The sequence below is a fragment of the Streptomyces sp. NBC_00306 genome, from assembly GCF_036169555.1.
In the GTDB taxonomy this organism is placed as follows: domain Bacteria; phylum Actinomycetota; class Actinomycetes; order Streptomycetales; family Streptomycetaceae; genus Streptomyces; species Streptomyces achmelvichensis.
In genome coordinates, this window is record NZ_CP108032.1 from 5164051 (window position 1) to 5181604 (window position 17554).

General features: G+C 69.9%; 15 protein-coding genes. 11 read left to right on the forward strand and 4 right to left on the reverse strand.

The genetic code is table 11. From position 1 onward, the window contains the following. Positions 1 to 29: 29 nt before the first annotated feature. The gene (locus OHA05_RS23160) at positions 30 to 1640 is read right to left on the reverse strand and encodes an N-acyl-D-amino-acid deacylase family protein (RefSeq protein ID WP_328861608.1); all 1611 of its coding nucleotides are present in this window, start codon (positions 1638 to 1640) and stop codon (positions 30 to 32) included. Positions 1641 to 1654: 14 nt separating this feature from the next. After that, the gene (locus OHA05_RS23165; protein WP_328861609.1) at positions 1655 to 2959 is read right to left on the reverse strand and encodes an amino acid deaminase; all 1305 of its coding nucleotides are present in this window, start codon (positions 2957 to 2959) and stop codon (positions 1655 to 1657) included. 143 nt (positions 2960 to 3102) lie between these two features. Here OHA05_RS23165 and OHA05_RS23170 point away from each other — a divergent pair, with 143 nt between their 5' ends. The 4 genes from OHA05_RS23170 to OHA05_RS23185 all read left to right on the forward strand — a co-directional run bounded on the left by OHA05_RS23170 (position 3103) and on the right by OHA05_RS23185 (position 7037). Beyond that, positions 3103 to 4167 (forward strand): sugar kinase, encoded by a 1065-nt coding sequence (locus tag OHA05_RS23170; protein WP_328863445.1) that lies wholly within the window; start codon positions 3103 to 3105, stop codon positions 4165 to 4167. Beyond that, complete coding sequence (locus OHA05_RS23175; RefSeq protein ID WP_313944397.1) at positions 4164 to 4916, forward strand: IclR family transcriptional regulator; 753 nt, start codon at positions 4164 to 4166, stop codon at positions 4914 to 4916. The genes OHA05_RS23170 and OHA05_RS23175 overlap by 4 nt, the downstream gene beginning before the upstream one ends. Before the next feature lie 113 nt (positions 4917 to 5029). Further along, on the forward strand, positions 5030 to 5440 hold the full coding sequence (locus OHA05_RS23180) for a RidA family protein (protein ID WP_313944396.1): 411 nt from the start codon (positions 5030 to 5032) through the stop codon (positions 5438 to 5440). A gap of 121 nt (positions 5441 to 5561) precedes the next feature. Beyond that, entirely contained in the window at positions 5562 to 7037 is a 1476-nt protein-coding gene (locus OHA05_RS23185; protein ID WP_328861610.1) for a GntP family permease, read from the forward strand. A 97-nt stretch (positions 7038 to 7134) separates the two neighbouring features. On the opposite strand, the gene OHA05_RS23190 is transcribed toward OHA05_RS23185, so the two are convergent. Further along, positions 7135 to 8487: a M14 family metallopeptidase gene (locus OHA05_RS23190; RefSeq protein ID WP_328861611.1), complete on the reverse strand. Its 1353-nt coding sequence runs from the start codon at positions 8485 to 8487 to the stop codon at positions 7135 to 7137. 211 nt (positions 8488 to 8698) lie between these two features. On the opposite strand from OHA05_RS23190, the gene OHA05_RS23195 reads away from it, so the two are divergent. Continuing rightward, on the forward strand, positions 8699 to 10018 hold the full coding sequence (locus OHA05_RS23195) for an Nramp family divalent metal transporter (RefSeq protein WP_313944393.1): 1320 nt from the start codon (positions 8699 to 8701) through the stop codon (positions 10016 to 10018). Positions 10019 to 10109: 91 nt separating this feature from the next. Here the strand turns inward: OHA05_RS23195 and OHA05_RS23200 are convergent, their stop codons facing one another. Then, a complete protein-coding gene (locus OHA05_RS23200) occupies positions 10110 to 11810 on the reverse strand; it encodes a chitinase (RefSeq protein WP_328861612.1) in 1701 nt (566 codons plus the stop codon). Positions 11811 to 12297: 487 nt separating this feature from the next. Between OHA05_RS23200 and OHA05_RS23205 the strand changes: the two genes are divergently transcribed. The 6 genes from OHA05_RS23205 (at position 12298) to OHA05_RS23230 (ending at position 17439) form a co-directional block, all read left to right on the forward strand. Beyond that, a complete protein-coding gene (locus tag OHA05_RS23205; protein ID WP_313948883.1) occupies positions 12298 to 13128 on the forward strand; it encodes a hypothetical protein in 831 nt (276 codons plus the stop codon). A 112-nt stretch (positions 13129 to 13240) separates the two neighbouring features. After that, entirely contained in the window at positions 13241 to 13954 is a 714-nt protein-coding gene (gene cpaB, locus OHA05_RS23210) for a Flp pilus assembly protein CpaB (protein ID WP_328861613.1), read from the forward strand. Positions 13955 to 13961: 7 nt separating this feature from the next. After that, entirely contained in the window at positions 13962 to 15209 is a 1248-nt protein-coding gene (locus OHA05_RS23215) for an AAA family ATPase (RefSeq protein ID WP_313944390.1), read from the forward strand. 145 nt (positions 15210 to 15354) lie between these two features. Then, positions 15355 to 15708 (forward strand): TadE/TadG family type IV pilus assembly protein, encoded by a 354-nt coding sequence (locus OHA05_RS23220; protein ID WP_313944389.1) that lies wholly within the window; start codon positions 15355 to 15357, stop codon positions 15706 to 15708. After that, on the forward strand, positions 15705 to 16058 hold the full coding sequence (locus OHA05_RS23225) for a TadE/TadG family type IV pilus assembly protein (RefSeq protein ID WP_328861614.1): 354 nt from the start codon (positions 15705 to 15707) through the stop codon (positions 16056 to 16058). Before OHA05_RS23220 ends, OHA05_RS23225 begins: the two co-directional genes overlap by 4 nt. 40 nt (positions 16059 to 16098) lie before the next feature. Further along, positions 16099 to 17439, forward strand: coding sequence for a CpaF family protein (locus tag OHA05_RS23230; RefSeq protein ID WP_313944387.1), 1341 nt, complete (start codon positions 16099 to 16101; stop codon positions 17437 to 17439). The last annotated feature ends 115 nt before the right edge of the window (positions 17440 to 17554 follow it).

Sequence of the window (17554 nt, forward strand, 5' to 3'; positions counted from 1 at the left end):
GACGGCCGTGCGCCCCCACGCCGGGGCGGTCAGGCGCGCGGTGTCCTGCGCACCGAACGGCCCGCCAGTACATCCGTCCGTACGCCGTCCTCGATGACGAACCGGCCGTCGATCAGGACGTGCGGGATACCGGTCGGCAGGGTGCGCGGCTCCTCGAAGGTGGAGCCCGCGGCGACCGTCTCCGGGTCGAACAGCACCAGATCGGCGCGGTAGCCCTCGCGGATCAGGCCTCGGTCCGGCAACCGCAGCCGGGCCGCCGGGCGTGAGGTGAGGTGGGCGACGGTCTCCTCCAGGGAGAGGATGCCGAGCTCCCGGGCGTAGCGGCCGAGATAGTGCGGGAAGGTGCCGTACGCGCGCGGGTGCGGCTTGGCGCCCTGGAGGATGCCGTCGCTGCCGCCCGTGTGGACCCGGTGGCGCATGATCGCGCGGACGTTCTCCTCGTGTCCCACGTGCTGGAGGATCGTCGAGCCGAGACCGTCCTCGATCAGCAGCCGGCGGGCGGTGGCCCAGGGGGCCTCGCCCCTCGCCCGCGCGGTCTGTTCGATGGTCCGGCCGACATGGGAGGCGAGCGCCGGGTCGGTGACGCCCGAGATCTCGATGGTGTCCCACTCGATGGGCACGCCGTGGCAGCCGTCCGAACCGATCTCCTCCAGATGGTGGCGGATCCTCTCGGCAGCGGCCTCGTCCCGGAGGCGGGCGAGCACCGCGTCCGGACCGCCCTCGCTCGCCCAGCTGGGCAGCACGGCGACGAGCGTGGTGCAGCCGGGGGTGTAGGGGTAGGTGTCGAGGGAGATGTCCGCCCCCTCGTCGAGCGCCTTGTCGAGCAGGGCGAGGAGATCGGGTGCCTTGCCCTTGTTCACCCCGAAGTTCATGGTGGCGTGGGCGAGATGGAGCGCGCAGCCGGCGTCCCGGGAGACCTCGACCATCTCCTCGTAGGCCCGGAGGGCGCCGGCGCCGTAGGAGCGGTGGTGGGGGCAGTAGTAGCCGTCGTAGCGGGCCACCACCCGGCACAGCTCGGTCAGTTCGGCGTCCTTCGCGTACATCCCCGGCGTGTAGGTCAGACCGGAGGACATGCCCACCGCGCCCTGTTCCAGGCCCTCGGCCACCAGGCGCTTCATATGGTCCAGCTCGGCCCCGGTCGCGGGGCGGTCGTCCCAGCCCACCGCGTACATCCGCACGGTGCCCTGCGGGATCAGATACGCGGCGTTGACCGCGACACCCCGGTCGAGGCGGTCCAGGTACTCGCCGACCGTGCGCCAGTCGAAGTCGACGGAGGAGTCCGAGGGGCCGCCGCCGTTCCAGCCGGTGATCGCCTGGCGGACCGCGTCGAGGGTGCGGTCGTCGACCGGGGCGTACGACAGACCGTCCTGGCCGAGCACTTCGAGCGTCACGCCCTGTGCGGCCTTCGCCTCGTGTGCGGGGTCGCGCAGCAGGGCGAGGTCGCTGTGGGCGTGCATGTCGATGAAGCCGGGGGACAGGGCGAGCCCGGCCGCGTCCAGGGTGCGCGCCGCGGCCGGGCGGGGGCCGTCGCCCTCACGGTGGATCGCGGCGATGCGGCCGCCGTCGACGGTGACGTCCGCACGGTAGGAGGGGGCGCCGGAGCCGTCGATGACGCGGGCGTCGCGGATGACGAGGTCCATGGGACGACCGCCTCTCAGAAGAAGGTGCGGATGTAGTCGGTGACCGTGCCGTCGGCCTCGACCAGCGGGATCAGCTGCCACTTGTCGAAGGAGGTGCACGGGTGGGACAGGCCCAGGCCGACCCAGTCGCCGACCTCCAGCTCGGCCTCCGGCCCGGTGCGCACCCAGCCGTGCTGGTCGGACAGACCGCTGACGGTGATGCCGGTGGCCGGGCGGATCTCGCCGGTGCGGCCGTCCCGGACGACCTGCGCCTCGGGGAGGTCGAGGTCGTAGGCGGCGTCGCGCTTGCCCGCGTTGACGAAGGCCTGCTCGCCGTTCGGGCGGGAGATGACCTGGGCCCAGAGGCGGAACGCGGGCTGGAGGGTGCCCTCGTCGGGGACGCGGTTGAACGGGGTGAGGTGGCGGTAGTGGCCGTCGTCGTGCGAGACGTATGCGCCGGACCGCAGCAACTTGCAGACCGGCAGCGAGAGTTCGGGGATGTCGGCGAACACGTCGGCCACCGCGTCGAACCACGCGCTGCCGCCCGCGCTGATGATGATCTCGTCCGTGGCCGCGAAGCGCCCCGCCTTGTCGAAGTCCGCGGCGAGCGCGGTCAGCCGGCGGAGCCACGCGCGGACCCGGTCGCCGTCCGCCTGCGGAACCTCACCCTCGTACCCCGCGACACCGACGAGGCGCAGCGTGGGGGCGTCGGCGACGGCGTCGGCGATCGCCGCGCACTCGGCCTCGGTGCGGGCGCCGGTGCGGGCGCCGTCGCCGGCGCCGAGTTCGACGACGACATCGAGCGGGCGGGAGGCCCCGGCCTCCCGCAGGGCCTCGTTCATCAGCTCGGCGCCGCGCACCGAGTCGACATAACAGACAAAGCGGAAGTCCGGATCGGCGTCCAGCTCGCCGGCCAGCCAGCGCAGGGCGACGGCGTCGACGACCTCATTGGCGAGGAAGATGTGCCGGATGCCGTGCGCACGGTAGACGCGGACCTGGTGGGGCACGGCGGCGGTGATGCCCCACGCGCCGCGCTCCAGCTGTCGCACGAAGAGCTGCGGCGCCATGGAGGTCTTGCCGTGCGGGGCGAAGGCCAGACCGTGGCGCTCGGCGTACGTCTCGAGGAGCGCGAGGTTGTGCTCGACCGACTCGGCGGACAGTGCGAGGACGGGCGTGGTGAAGCCGCCGTCGAAGAGATTGCGCCGCTCGGCGGCCAGTTGGGCGACCGTGAGGCCCTCGGCGTCCGGCGGGAGCGCCTTGAAGCGGTGGTCGACACGCTCGTCACCGAGCTGGTCCACGCGCTCGTTCCCGAACTCGTCGGTGGGCCGGTCGGCGGCCATGGGAGCCTCCTCGAAAAGTCTCATTGCAACATCTGCAACAGTCATTGCGTATAACGCTTAATGGTGTCTAACATCCGGCGCAACGCCGGGTCAATGGATCCGGCTGCCCCAGAAACCCGCGAGGAGGCCCCAGGGTGAGCAGCGTGACCGGCACCGCAGCCGCGGACCCGACCGAGGTGATCTGCCTCGGCGAGTCCATGGTCACGTTCATGCCCTCACGGCCCGGGCGCCTCGCCGACGTCCCCTCCTTCGCCCGCACCATCGGCGGTGCCGAGTCCAATGTCGCCTGTGCGCTCGCCGCGGCGGGGCACCGGGTGAAATGGGTCAGCCGCGTCGGTGCCGACGGGTTCGGCGACCACCTCGTCGAGGCGATCGGCGCGTACGGGGTCGACACCTCGGCCGTCGGCCGTGATCCGGACCGGCCCACCGGCATCTACTTCCGCACCGCGACCGACCGGTCCACCGACGCGCACGAAGTCGCGTACTACCGCGCCGGTTCGGCGGCGTCGGCGATGTCCCCGATGACCCTGCCGTACGCCGAACTCACCGGCGCGCGGGTCCTGCACCTGTCCGGCATCACCGCCGCGCTCTCCGCGGACTGCCTGGCGCTGTTGCTCGAACTCACCGAACGGCGCGAGGGGCGGCCGCTGGTCTCCTTCGACGTCAACCACCGGCCGGGGCTGTGGCGCGACGCCTCGGGACCGGAGGTGCTGCTGGAGCTGGCCCGTGGAGCCGACCTCGTCTTCGTCGGCGAGGACGAGGCGGCGGACGCGTGGGGACTGCACGGCGGGGCGGCGATCCGCGCGGCGCTCCCGGAGCCCGGTGTCGTCGTCGTGAAGCACGGCGCCCGGGGTGCCACCGCCTACACCGGGCCCGTGCCCGATACGGCCGCGGGGCCCGAGGACGTCGCGCCGGGCGCGGTCTTCGCCCCCGCTCCCCATGTCGATGTCGTCGCCCCGGTCGGGGCCGGCGACGCCTTCGCGGCCGGTTTCCTCTCCGGGACGCTGCGCGAACTCCCGCTGCGGGACCGGCTGCGGCACGGACACCTCATGGCCGCCGCCGCCCTGACCGTCCCCGGCGACCTCGGCACCCCGCCCTCCACCGCACACGCCGACCGCCTCGCGGAACTGGACGACGCGGCCTGGGGGAGACTTCGACTCGGCCCCGGCTGGACCTCAGCCGTGGATGAGGAGGTACGTACGTCATGAGCCAGACCGTCGACCGCGCGCTGAGCATCCTTCCGTTGCTCGCCCAGGGACCCGCCGACCTCGGACAGGTCGCCGAACGCCTCGGCGTTCACAAGTCCACCGCGCTGCGGCTGCTGCGTACGCTCCACGAGCACGGACTCGTCTACCGCCAGCAGGACCAGCGCTACCGGCTCGGGGCCCGGCTGTTCGCCCTCGCACAGGAGGCCGTCGAGAACCTCGACGTACGCGAGATCGCCCACCCCCATCTCGTCACCCTCAACGAGCAGATCGGGCACACCATCCATCTCGCCGTGTACGAGGAGAGCGAAGTCCTCTACATCGACAAGGTCGAGAGCCGCTACCCGGTACGGATGTACTCGCGGATCGGCAAGCCCGTCGCGATCACCGTCGCTGCCGTGGCGAAGCTGCTGCTCGCCGATCTGCCCGAGCCCGAGCGGCGCGCGGTCGCCGAGAAGCTCGACTACCCCATGTACACATCCCGTTCGACGCCGAACGCCGGTGCGTTCCTCAGAGAACTCACCGTCGTACGCGAACAGGGATGGGCCACCGACCTCGGCGGCCACGAGGAGTCCATCAACTGCATCGGCGCACCCATCCGGGGCGCCGACGGCCGGGTCGTCGCCGCGATGTCGGTGTCCGCGCCGAACGTCGTCGTCACCGGCGAGGAACTCCTCACCCTGCTCCCGCTGGTGCGCCGCACCGCCGACGCCATCAGCCGGGAGTACTCCGGTTCCGTGACTCCGCACTGATGACGGCCGACCATCGAGCTCGAGCCCGACCGCGTACGACCGATACATCGAGTACGACCGAGCACACCGCCGGTACGACACACCCCAGCACGACACCGCCCGAAGGAAGCTCCATGACCGAGAAGACCGCGATCACCCCCGCCACCCACACCGAGCCGCCCGCCAAGTTCTCCCACGGCGTCAAGAAGGGCAACATCCTTCAGGTCGCCGGGCAGGTCGGATTCCTTCCGGCCGTCGAGGGCCAGGCCCCCACCCCCGCGGGCCCCACACTGCGCGAGCAGACCCTCCAGACGCTCGCCAACGTCAAGGCGGTCCTCGAGGAGGGCGGTGCGAGCTGGGACGACGTGATGATGATGCGCGTCTACCTCACCGACGTCGGCCACTTCGCCGAGATGAACGAGATCTACAACGCGTACTTCGCGGAGCAGAACCTGAAGGCCCCCGCCTCCGCGCGCACCACGGTCTACGTCGGACTGCCCGCCGGGCTCCTCGTCGAGATCGACGCGCTGGCGGTTCTCGGCTGATCGTCCGCTGACCTTGCCCGACCACACCCCCCAGCACACACCCCACGGCCCGGCGCCCGTCCCCGGGGCGCCGTGCCGCGGTCCCCCCTACCCGAAAACACCTCGAACGACAGGTTCCGCCATGCTCCTCGCCGCTGACGCGCCGCCACCGGCCCCGCCGCACACCGGTGGACTGCTCCTCCTCATCGACGGCACCGCCGGTCTGCTGACCGTCGCCGCCCTCGGTATCGCCCTGCTTCTCGTGCTGATCATCAAGCTGAGGCTCCAGCCGTTCGTCGCGCTGCTCGCCGTCTCCATCGCGGTGGGTCTCGCCGCCGGCCTCTCCGTCACCGAACTCTTCGGCACCGTGCAGAAGTCCGCGGCCGTCTCCGTCATCGAGACCGGTATGGGCGGCATCCTCGGCCATGTCGCGATCATCATCGGACTCGGCACCATGCTGGGCGCGATACTCGAAGTGTCCGGCGGCGCCGAGGTGCTGAGCTCGCGTCTGCTGGGCCTGTTCGGTGAGAAGCGCGCCCCGCTGGCCATGGGACTGACCGGTCTGATCTTCGGTATCCCGGTCTTCTTCGACGTCGGCATCTTCGTCCTCGCGCCGATCGTCTACGCGGCGGCCAAGCGCTCCGGCAAGTCGATCCTCCTCTACGCGATGCCGCTGCTGGCCGGCCTGTCGATGACCCACGCCTTCCTCCCGCCGCACCCCGGCCCGGTCGCCGCCGCCGGTCTGTTCAAGGTCTCGCTGGGCTGGGTCATCCTGATGGGCTTGGTGGTCGGCATACCCGCGGTCCTCGCCGCCTGGGCGTACGCGGCGTGGATCGGCAAGCGGCTGTTCGTCGAGGTGCCGCAGGACATGCTGGAGGCCGCCGAGGACGCCAAGGCCGCGATAGCCGCCGAGCGCAAGGACCGGCTGGGCGACGGCGCCACCGAGGCGCCCGTGTCGCTCGCCACCGTGCTGCTCATCATCGGTACGCCGCTGGTGCTGATCCTGGCGGCGACGTTCTCCTCCATCGCGCTGGACGAGTCCACGCTCCGGTCGGTCGTCGAGTTCTTCGGCAACCCGTTCGTGGCGCTGACGATCGCGCTCTTCCTCGCCTACTACCTGCTCGGCATCCGGCGCGGCTGGTCCCGCAAGTCCCTGGAGCAGGTGTCGACCTCCTCGCTCAAGCCGGTCGGCAACATCCTGCTGGTCGTCGGCGCCGGCGGGGTGTTCGGCGCCGTCCTCAAGGCCAGCGGCGTGGCCCAGGCGCTCTCCGACACCTTCAACGACGTCGGCCTGCCGGTCATCGTCCTCGCCTATCTGATCTCGCTGGTGCTGCGGGTGGCGCAGGGTTCGGCGACCGTCGCGATCGTCACCACGGCAGGCATCGTGCTGCCGCTGGTGGAGAACGGCGGTCACTCGCAGGCCTTCCTGGCCCTGGTCATCATGGCCATCTCGGCCGGTTCGATCTTCGCCTCGCACGTCAACGACGGCGGCTTCTGGATCGTCTCCAAGTACTTCGGCATATCCGAGCGCGACACCCTGAAGTCGTGGACGGTGCTGGAGTCGGTGCTGTCGGTCGCCGGCTTCGCGGTCGCGGCGGCGCTCAGTCTCGTCGTCTAGAGGCGTCCGTACGGGGGTGCTCCCTACGGACGAAGGCGCCCGGAACGGTATCCGTCCCGGGCGCCTCGGTCTGCCCGCGCGTGTCAGCTCGCGCAGGTCAGCTCGCGCAGTACTGCTGTTCCTTGCCGATCGAGCGGTACATGCAGTCCGAGTTCTCCAGCAGTTGCAGCACGGCGTCCCGGTTGCGGCTGGTCTCGCGCTCGATCACCTCGTCGGGCGGGTAGAAGCCGCCGCCGCCGAAGCCCGTCGGGTACATCTCGAAGGTGTACGCGAAGATCTTCTGATTGCCCCACAGCCAGTCGTCGATCGAGCCGTCCGTGATGTAGAGGTCGCTCGACTGCTCGGGTGTGTAGCCGTTGCTGGCCGCCATCTTCCTGCCGACCGCGGCGAACGCGTCACGGTCGTCCTTCGTCAGCCCCGGCGCGGTGTCCGCGGTGGTGTACCCGTACGGCCACAGCACCAGTTCGCTGTAGGTGTGGAAGTCGATGCCGGTCCTGATCTGCTGCTTGCCGCCGACCACGCGGCTGCGGGCGAAGTCGGCGACGACCTTGACCTCGGGCCCGGACTCGGCGGCACGGCCGCGGTAGGTCTCGGAGCTCGGGGAGCCCGACGAGCCGTTGCAGCAGCCCCACTTGAAGTTCCAGTTGCGGTTGAGGTCGGTGCCGACGGCCGACGAACCGGTGTTGGGCTGCCGGTTCTTGCGCCAGCTGCGGTACGAGCCGGAGGCGATGTCGTACTCGCCGCCGTCCGGATTGACGTCCGGGATGATCCAGATCTCCCGGCCGTTGACGGCGTTGGTGACCCGCGAGTCGGTGCCGTAGTCGTCACCGAGCTCGCGCAGCAGATACAGCGCCATCTCCACCGTCAGATGCTCGCGCGCGTGCTGGTGGTGGGTGAAGAGCACCTCGGGCTCGGCCTCGTCGGTCGCGACGTTGTCGCTGATCTTGACGGCGACGATGTCCCGGCCCTGATAGCTCTTGCCGATGACCCGCTTGCTCATGATGGCCGGGTGGGCGGCGATGCGCTGGTCGATCTCCGCGGTCATCTCGGCGTAGTTGTGATAGCGCGAGTCGGCCGACGGGAAGTCGAACGGCTCCACGGCCGCGCCACCGGTACGGGCCGGCGGGCCGGGCAGCGCCGTCAGTTCGTAGCCGAGTGCGCGAAGCCGTTTCGCCTGGGCGTCGTTCGCGCTGACCACGGCCGAGCGGGCGTCGGCCTCGTCGATCGAGACGCCGGTGGCGGCGATCGCGGTACGGGCCGCGACTCCGGCCGCGCCCTTGATCTCGTACTGAAGGGTCCGTTCCTCCGCGGCGGCCGCGGGGGTGGTGGCGGGGGCCCGGGAATCGTCCGGGGGTGCGGCGTTGGCGGTGAGCGGTGCTGCCACCGCGAGCGCCAGCAGGGCGGCGAACGTGACCGTCCTCCGGCCGCTGCCGCGTATGCGAAGTCGCATGCTGTTCTCCTGGGTGTGGAGGTGGGGGGTTGCGCAGGTGCGACACGTCGTGCGGGTGTGTGCGCACATGGTGCGACTCTGGCATGACCCGGTCAAGAGGGAACCTTCGGCCATCCCGTCCCCGATTCGTACGGACCCCTTGCGCGATCACTCCTCCACCGCTTACGTGACCTGAGCCACACGCCGGTACGAGTGAGAAGGCGGCCCGCACATGTCAGGCACCACCGAGAGCAGCACCGACGAGTCCGTGTCCCGACCCCGCAAGTCCAGTTGGAAGTACATCGGCCCCGGCATCGTCGTGGCGGCGACCGGTGTCGGCGCCGGCGACCTCGTCGCCACGCTCATCGCCGGCAGCAACTTCGGCTACACCCTTCTGTGGGCCGCCGTTCTCGGCTGCGTGGTCAAGATCTCGCTCGCGGAGGCGGCCGGCCGCTGGCATCTGTCCACCGGGCGCACGCTCTTCGACGGCTGGGCCGACCTCGGCCGCTGGACCACCTGGTTCTTCGTCGTCTACGTGGTGATCTGGGGCTTCGTCTACGGCGCGGCCGCCATGTCCTCCAGCGGCCTTCCCCTCCAGGCGCTGTTCCCGGGCGTGATGGACCTCGAATGGTGGTCCATTCTCACGGGCGTCGTCGGTCTGGTCTTCGTCTGGTTCAACAAGTACAGCGTCTTCGAGAAGGTCATGACCGTTCTCGTGGGCGTGATGTTCGTGGTCACCGTCTATCTGGCGATCCGTGTCACCCCGAACCTCGGCGACGCCTTCGCCGGTCTGCTGCCCGTCCTGCCGGACGAGAAGGACTCGATCCTCAACACCCTGGGCCTCATCGGCGGCGTCGGCGGCACGATCACGATCGCCGCGTACGGCTACTGGGTCAACGCCAAGGGCTGGACCAACACCGGCTGGATGAAGGTGATGCGGCTCGACAACCGCGTCGCGTACATCACCACCGGCATCTTCGTGGTCGCGATGCTCTTCGTCGGCGCCGAGCTGCTGCACTCGGCCAACGTGGCCATCGCGAGCGGTGACAAGGGGCTGATCCAGCTCGGCGACATCCTGGAGAAGGAGTACGGCCAGGCCACCGCCACGTTCTTCCTCATCGGCTTCTTCGCCACGTCGTTCACCTCGCTCATCGGTGTCTGGCACGGCGTGAGCCTGATGTTCGCCGACTTCGTCGCGCGCTACCGCAAGGACCGCGCCGACGCCGGCGGGGTCACGGGCGAGGAAGTGGCCTCCGGGGCGCGCGAGCGGTCGCTGCCGTTCCGGCTCTATCTGCTGTGGCTGACCTTCCCGCCGATGGTGCTGCTCTTCCAGGGCCAGCCGTTCCGCCTGGTGATCATCTACGGCGTCCTCGGCGCGGCCTTCATGCCGTTCCTGGCCCTGACCCTGGTGTGGCTGCTCAACTCCGCCCGTACTCCGCGGGAATGGCGCAACGGCAAGCTCAGCAACTCGATGCTGGTGGTCTCCGGACTGCTGTTCCTGGTGCTGGCGACCAAGCAGATCGTCGACCAGCCGTGGGCGGACTTCTTCTGACCCCTCCCGTCGCTTCCGGAGAGGCCGGACACGGACAGGGCCCGTCCCCGCCGGGGGAGCGGCGGGGACGGGCCCTGTCATCGGCCGGGGGTTACGGCAGGCCGTGCACGTGCGGGCCCACCGCGTTCGACCAGGCGTTGCCGGCCGTCGCGTCCCAGTTCGTGGACCAGGTCATCGCGCCCCGCAGACCCGGGTAGGTCTTCGAGGGCTTGAAGGAACCGCAGTTCGTGCCCCGGGCGAGGCAGTCCAGCGCGTTCTTCACGATCGACGGGTCGACATAGCCGCTGCCCGCGCCCCGCGTGGAGGCCGGCACACCCAGTCCCACCTGGGAGGGGTCGAGACCGTTCTCCAGCTGGATGCAGGCGAGTGCCGTGAGGAAGTCCACGGAGCCCTGCGAGTAGACCTTGCCGTCGCAGCCGAGCATCGAACCGCTGTTGTAGTACTGCATGTTGACGACCGTGAGGATGTCCTTCACGGCCAGCGCGGTCTTGAAGTACTCCGAGCCGGTGTTCTGCATGTCGATGGTCTGCGGCGCCATCGTCAGCACCAGCGAGGTACCCGCCTTCTGCGACAGCTGGCGCAGCGCCTTCGTCAGATAGGTGGAGTTGATGCCGTGCTCCAGGTCGATGTCGACGCCGCTGAAGCCGTACTCCTGCATCAGCGCGTAGGCGCTGTTGGCGAAGGCCGTGGCGGAGGCATCACTGTTGACGGTGACGTTGCCCTTCTCACCGCCGACCGAGATGATCACCGACTTGCCCGCGGCCTTCTTCGCCGCGACGTCGGCCTTGAAGTCGGCGACCGAGGCGTAGCCGACCGCCGGGTCGAGGTTGAAGACGATCTGGCCCGGTGTGGCGGTGGAGTCCGCGAAGGAGACGGCGATGATGTCGTACTGGGACTGCACATCGCGGAGCTTCTGCACGGTCGCGCCGTTGTTGAAGTTCTGCCAGTAGCCGGTCAGGGCGTGCTTCGGCACGGCCGGGTTGCCCGGGTTCCCGGTGCCCTGGCTCGTCCTGCCGGTGACCGCGGCAGACTTCGGGGACTCGCCCGCGGAGTTCGTCGCCGTCACCTGGAACTGGTACGAGGTGTTCGCCGCGAGCCCGGAGACCGTCGCCGAGGTGCCGCTCGCCGACTGGACCCTGGTCCCGTCGCGGTAGACGTTGTAGCCGGCCGCGCCCGACACCGCGCCCCAGTTCAGGGAGACGGAGGAGGAGGTCACCGAGCCGACCGACACCCCGGCCGGTGCGGAGGGGATGCCGGGCTCGGGGTCCGTGCCGCCGCCTCCGTCGGGACCGAAGACAGTGACGTCGTCCGCGATGTACGCGGCCTGGCCGTACCACCCGTGCGTGTAGACGGTCACCGACGTGGTGCTCGCGCCGGTGCGGAAGCTGGTCGACAGCTGGGTCCAGCTGCTGCTGCCGGGCGTCCAGGTGGAGACGTCGGTGGTGCCGGTGCCGGTCGCGCCGAGGTAGGCGTACCCGCCCTGCACCCAGGCGGCCAGGGTGTAGGTCGAGTTGGGCTTCACGGAGACGGTCTGGGTGCACCTGGCGTTGTCCTGGCCGGCCGGTGTCGCCTTCAGCGCGGAGGAGCCGGTGCGGACGGGGGAGGAGGTGTTCGCGCCACTGCCGCCGGAACAGGTCCAGTTGGAGAGTCCGGACTCGAAGCCGGCGTTCTTGGCGACGTTGATGTCGGCCGCCTGAGCGGTGCCTGTGCTGCCCACGATGGAGATACCGGCTCCGACGGCGAGCGCCAGGGCTCCGCCGAGCCATCTCCGCGAGCGTGTGGTGCGGTCCACTTTGCAGCCTCCGGTGGGGGAGTTGGGGGTGTGGAGGGGGTCTCGGAACGGTGGCCACCGCTGGGCGTACAAACTGGTCCAGACCAATAAGGTTGTCAAGACCTCTGACACCGATTCGTATACGGACGCTCTTCGTCGGTTTTCGGCCAAAGGTGGAGGGTGCGGGTCCCGTTTTCCCGCCACCCGGGCCCAGTTGCCCGGCGACGGCCGATTCGACCGGGCGTTCGGCATTCCGCATTCACTCACGCGTTACGGGAGTCAACTCCTGACCCCTAAGTCCGGTTTGGCCTGTGCGGAGAGTGCGCGTGTTGAGGCTCTCGGTTCTGAAAGGTGTTCTCTGCCTCCGAACTCGTGGATAAAGTGCTGAGGCAGGAGCGATGAGCAGTAGGTAACTGCGGTCACGGGTCCCCCGGCGGCCGGAGCTGAACGGGGAACCAGCGTGCCGACCGCAATAGCTGTCACCAGCGCAGATCTGGTGCTACCGCCGATGGACCACCACACGCCCACGGCGGCTCTGCTGCAGGCGCCGGACGTTCAGCCGCTGGATGCCGCTCTCTCGGACATGACGGTTCTGCTGGAACAGCACGGCTATGTGATCGCCCTCTATCCGGCCTCGATTCCGCTCGCCCACGAACGCAGGCTGCACACGGTCCGATCCGTACTGGAGAGCAGCCGCATCGCCCTCCTGAAGGTGGATCTTCCACCCCTGGCGACGGCCGTCCTGGTGCGCCAGCTGCGGCAGTTGTCGATCTGCGACTTCAGCGCCGGAATCGTCGCGTCCGCGGCCCGGCTGCTCTCCCACTACATCTACGCCGGAGCGCTGCTCAATTCCGTCACCCGGCTCGACCGGGTACCGGTGAGCCTCAAATCCCATGCGAAATCGTGGGTTCCGGGTTCGCAGTTCGGCGTCCTCGCCAATCCCGACCCCGAGCTGATCAGGATCGGCACCGGCCTGCTCACCGGCCCCGAGTTCGTCACCCGGCTCGCGGTGGCCAAGGGGCAGCTCCAGTCCGACTGGGTGACCGCGACCCTGGCCCCGGCATGGCAGACGCAGAGCCTGGAGGAGGCACGGCTGCCCGCCGACTCGCCGGTCTGGTGGGGCACCGGCCGGCTGATCGAATTCGCGGCCTTCCTGCCCGACATCTCGGTTCTCTACCAGCTGGTTTCATCCGTACGGCGAGAGGTGTGCACCTGGTGCGGAATCGAACTCATCGGTGACCGCTGCGGCTTCTGCTCCGCACCTCTCGCGGCGGCCGAGAACCGCACTCATGAGCCCCGTGCGCTGAGCCGGGGAACGTCCTCGTACCACGGACCGTGAACCGCCGGCCGGGCCGCCCGTGTCGAACGGCCTGCCGAAAGCGCGTCCCCCACCGCACTTCTCGCTCTGTCCGCTCCGCCAGTCCACGTCTGCGAACGAGGTTGTCCAGCCCATGAATTCACGCCAACGCCGCGGCATCATACTTCTGCTCCTCTCGGTGCTGTGCGCCCTCGCGGCGTTCGCCGGCGTGATTTCCGTGATCAGCGACGTGAATTCGAAGGTCGGTCCCGAGGTTTCCGCCTATCGGCTCAAGGCCGATGTCTCTCCCTATACGCCTTTGCGGCGGGACCAGTTCGAGAAGGTCTCGATGCCCCGGCGCTGGCTCTCCGACAGCGCGGTGACCGACCTGTCCGTGGTGAACGGAAAAATCGCCGTGACGCAGCTGCGCAAAGGGTCGCTGCTCCAGGACGACATGATCGTCAAGCGGCCGGTGCTCGCCTCCGGTGAGCAGGAGATCGCCATCATGATCGATGCCGCCACCGGAGTGGCCGGAAAGATCACCCCGGGGGATCTGGTCAACATCTTCGCGACCTTCGCCGGTAAGGACGAAGGCGACCCGGACCAGTCCCGGATCATCGTCCCCAACGCCAAGGTGATCGACGTCGGCCGGCTCACGCCGCTCGAACCCAAGGACGACAAGCGCTCCAGCGGCCCGCGCGAGGCCGTGCCGATCACCTTCGCGCTCAACACCACCGACGCCCAGCGCGTCGCGTACGCCGAGTCCTTCGCCGAGCATGTGCGCCTCGCGCTTCTCGCCAAGGGCAGCCCGGCCACATTGCGCCCCGGTGACAGCACCTACACCCTCGACGAAGACAAGAACAGGTGAGGGCTGTATGACCACACGCATCCTCCCGGCCGTCGGCGAACCCGATGCGGCCCGGTCCATCACCACCCTGCTGAGCCAGCTCCCGGACGCGGAGCCGGCCGCGCCGGTCGCCGACTCGACCTCGCTGCTCGACATGCTGGCCCGGCTGGCGTCCGAGTCGCTCGACGAACTGCCCGAGGTCGTGCTGGTCCACGAACGCATCGGCCCGGTCCCCGCACTCGAACTGATCCGGGAAGTGGCCCTGCGCTTCCCCGCGGTCGGCGTGGTCCTGGTGTCGGGCGACGCGAGCCCCGTCCTCTACTCGGCCGCCATGGACTCCGGCGCCCGCGGACTGGTCGGACTGCCGCTGTCGTACGAGGAACTGGCCCAGCGGGTCCAGGCCGCCGCCGGCTGGTCCGTCGGCGTGCGGCGCCACCTCGGCCACGGCGGCGACGTGTTCAGCGGGCCCGGCGGCACGGTGGTCACCGTCAGCGGCGCCAAGGGCGGTGTGGGCGCCACCGTCATCGCGGTCCAACTCGCGCTCGCTGCACAGGCGTCGGGCCGTCCGGTGGCCCTCGCCGACCTCGACCTCCAGGCCGGGGACATCGCCTCGTACCTCGATGTCCAGTTCCGCCGCTCGATCGTCGACCTCGCCGGGATCCAGGACATATCGCCGCGCGTCCTCCAGGACGCGCTGTTCGCCCACCAGACGGGGATGGGGCTGCTGCTCGCCCCCGCCGAGGGCGAACGCGGCGAGGAGGTCAACGACCGGGCCGTGCGCCAGATCGTCAGCGCGCTGCGCAACCGCCACGAGGTCGTGATCATCGACTGCGGCACCCAGATGAACAGCGCCAACGCGGCCGCCATCGAGATGGCCGACATCACGCTGCTGGTGACCACCCCGGACGTGGTCGCCGTCCGCGCGGCCAAACGCATGGTGCGGATGTGGGACCGGCTCCAGATCCGCAAGGCGGAGGAGACGGTCGCCGTGGTGAACAGGCACACCCGCGGCACCGAGATCCAGCCCCCGCTGATCGAGAAGATCACCGGAACCCGGGTCTCGCGGATCGCCGTCCCCGCGAACTTCAAGGAGCTTCAGCCCGTCGTCGACGCGGGTCGGATGCAGGACCTGGAGTCCCGGTCGACCGTGAAGCAGGCCGTGTGGGGGCTGGCGGGCGAACTCGGCCTCGTACGCGCTCCGTCCGGTGACCAGAAACAGGGCAGGTTACGCGGCGACAGGGGATCGATCGGTGTCCGGCGGGCACGGTCGAGGTGACTGCGGTGAGGGGGCACGTCGAGCGATGAGATCTCCAGCGACAGCGATATGCGCGGTGGTGGCGCGGATGCGTGGCGACCGGGGCGAGGCGCCCGCGGCGGCGCGGTCCCGAGTTGACCGGGGTCGGGCATCGGTGGCGGCGCGGATGCGTGGCGACCGGGGCCAGGCCGCGATCGAGTTCACCGGCACGGTCCCGGTCATCCTCGCCACGCTGGTCCTGCTGTGGCAGGCCGCGCTGCTCGGCTACACGTTCTCGCTCGCCGGGAACGCCGCGGACGCGGCGGCCCGGGCGGGGGCGGTGGACGGCGACTGCTCGGCCGCCGGTACGGAGGACCTGCCGGGTGCCTGGCAGGGCGGTGCGAGCGTGAGCTGCGGTGACGCCGGTGACCTGGTCACGGCCACGGTCAGCCTCGACGTGCCCGTCCTCTTCCCCGGCAGCGTGAACTTCCCCTTCCGCTTCGATGCCGATGCCTCCGCGGCCCGAGAGGACAGGCCATGAGGCGCCGCCGGGACGACCGCGGCCAGGCCGCCCTCGAATACGCGGGCGTCATCACCCTGCTGCTCTTCGTCGCCCTGGCCGCGATCCAGCTCGGCATCGTCGCCTACACCGCCCAGCAGGCCGGCACCGCGGCCCGCGCGGCCGCCCGCGTCGCCTCGCACGGCGAGGGCGGCGGCGAGGCAGCCGGTTACTCGGCCATGAGCGACTGGCTCGCGGACGGGGCCCAGGTGAGCGCCCCCACCGAGGGCGGCGAGGTCACGGCGACCGTCACGATCCAGGTCCCCGCCCTGCTGCCGGTCTTCGACTTCGGCTCCGCCCGACGGTCCGTCACCATGCCGGTCGACGAATGACCCCGCCACACCGCCGCGGACGGCGAGAGGAGATGACGTCATGAGCCTGCGGTCACGCATCAGCAGTCCGGAGCCGGTCAACGGTCACAGCGAGGAGAACCGCCTCGTCGGGGTCTACCGCGCCAAGCTCCTGGAGGAGATCGACCTCGCGGAGATGTCCTCGCTCGCCGCCGCCGAACGGCGGGCCCGGCTGGAGCGCGTACTCGGCCACATCATCAGCCGCGAGGGCCCGGTGCTGTCCACCGTCGAGCGCTCGCAGCTCATCCGCCGCGTCGTCGACGAGGCGCTCGGCCTCGGCATCCTGGAACCGCTGCTCGAGGACGCGTCCATCAGCGAGATCATGGTCAACGGCCATGAGCAGGTCTTCGTCGAGCGCGGCGGCCGGCTGGAGATGCTCCCGCTGCGTTTCTCGTCCAACGAGCAGCTGATGCAGACGATCGAGCGCATCGTCTCCACCGTCAACCGCCGTGTGGACGAGGCCAATCCGATGGTCGACGCGCGACTGCCCTCCGGGGAACGTGTCAACGTCATCATCCCCCCGCTGTCCCTGACCGGCCCCATCCTCACCATCCGGCGCTTCCCCCGGGCCTTCACGCTCGCGGAGATGATCGCGATCGGCTCGCTCGACGAGCAGATGACGCTGCTGCTGGCGGGACTGGTCCGGGCCAAGTTCAACGTCATCGTCTCCGGGGCGACCGGCACCGGGAAGACGACGCTCCTCAACTCCCTGTCCGCCCTGATCCCCGAGGGCGAACGCATCGTCACCATCGAGGACTCCGCCGAGCTCCAGCTCCAGCAGGCCCATGTGATCACCCTGGAGAGCCGGCCGCCCAACGTCGAGGGCAAGGGCCGCGTCACCATCCGCGACCTCGTCCGCAACTCCCTGCGTATGCGCCCCGACCGCATCATCGTCGGTGAGGTCCGCGGCGGCGAGACGCTCGACATGCTCCAGGCGATGTCGACCGGTCACGACGGATCGCTCGCCACCGTCCACGCCAACAGCGCCGAGGACGCGCTGATGCGCCTCCAGACACTGGCGTCCATGTCCGAGGTCGAGATCCCGTTCGTGGCGATCAAGGACCAGATCAACAGCGCCGTCGATGTGATCGTCCAGCTCACCCGCCACGCCGACGGCTCCCGCCGGGTCACCGAGATCGCCGTCGTCGACTCCTACGGCCGTGAGGAGTACCGCATCGTCTCCGTCTGCCGCTTCAACGCCCAGCCGATGTCCGCCGACGGGCGGATCCACGGGCGGTTCGAGTACTACCCGGTGCCGCGGCGGGTCGCGGAACGCCTCTACATGAAGAACGAACCGCTGCCACCCGCCTTCGGCATCGCCGCCTCCGAGGCCCAGCTCGCCGTCCGCAGGTCCCTCCTGTGACACGGCCACGACCCGGGCGGCCGCCCCTGCCCCGCCGACCACCCTGAGGCCGCCGACGACTCCGATGACACGCCCACGCCCACGCCCCCGACCGCACCCCGAGAAGGTCCCGCCG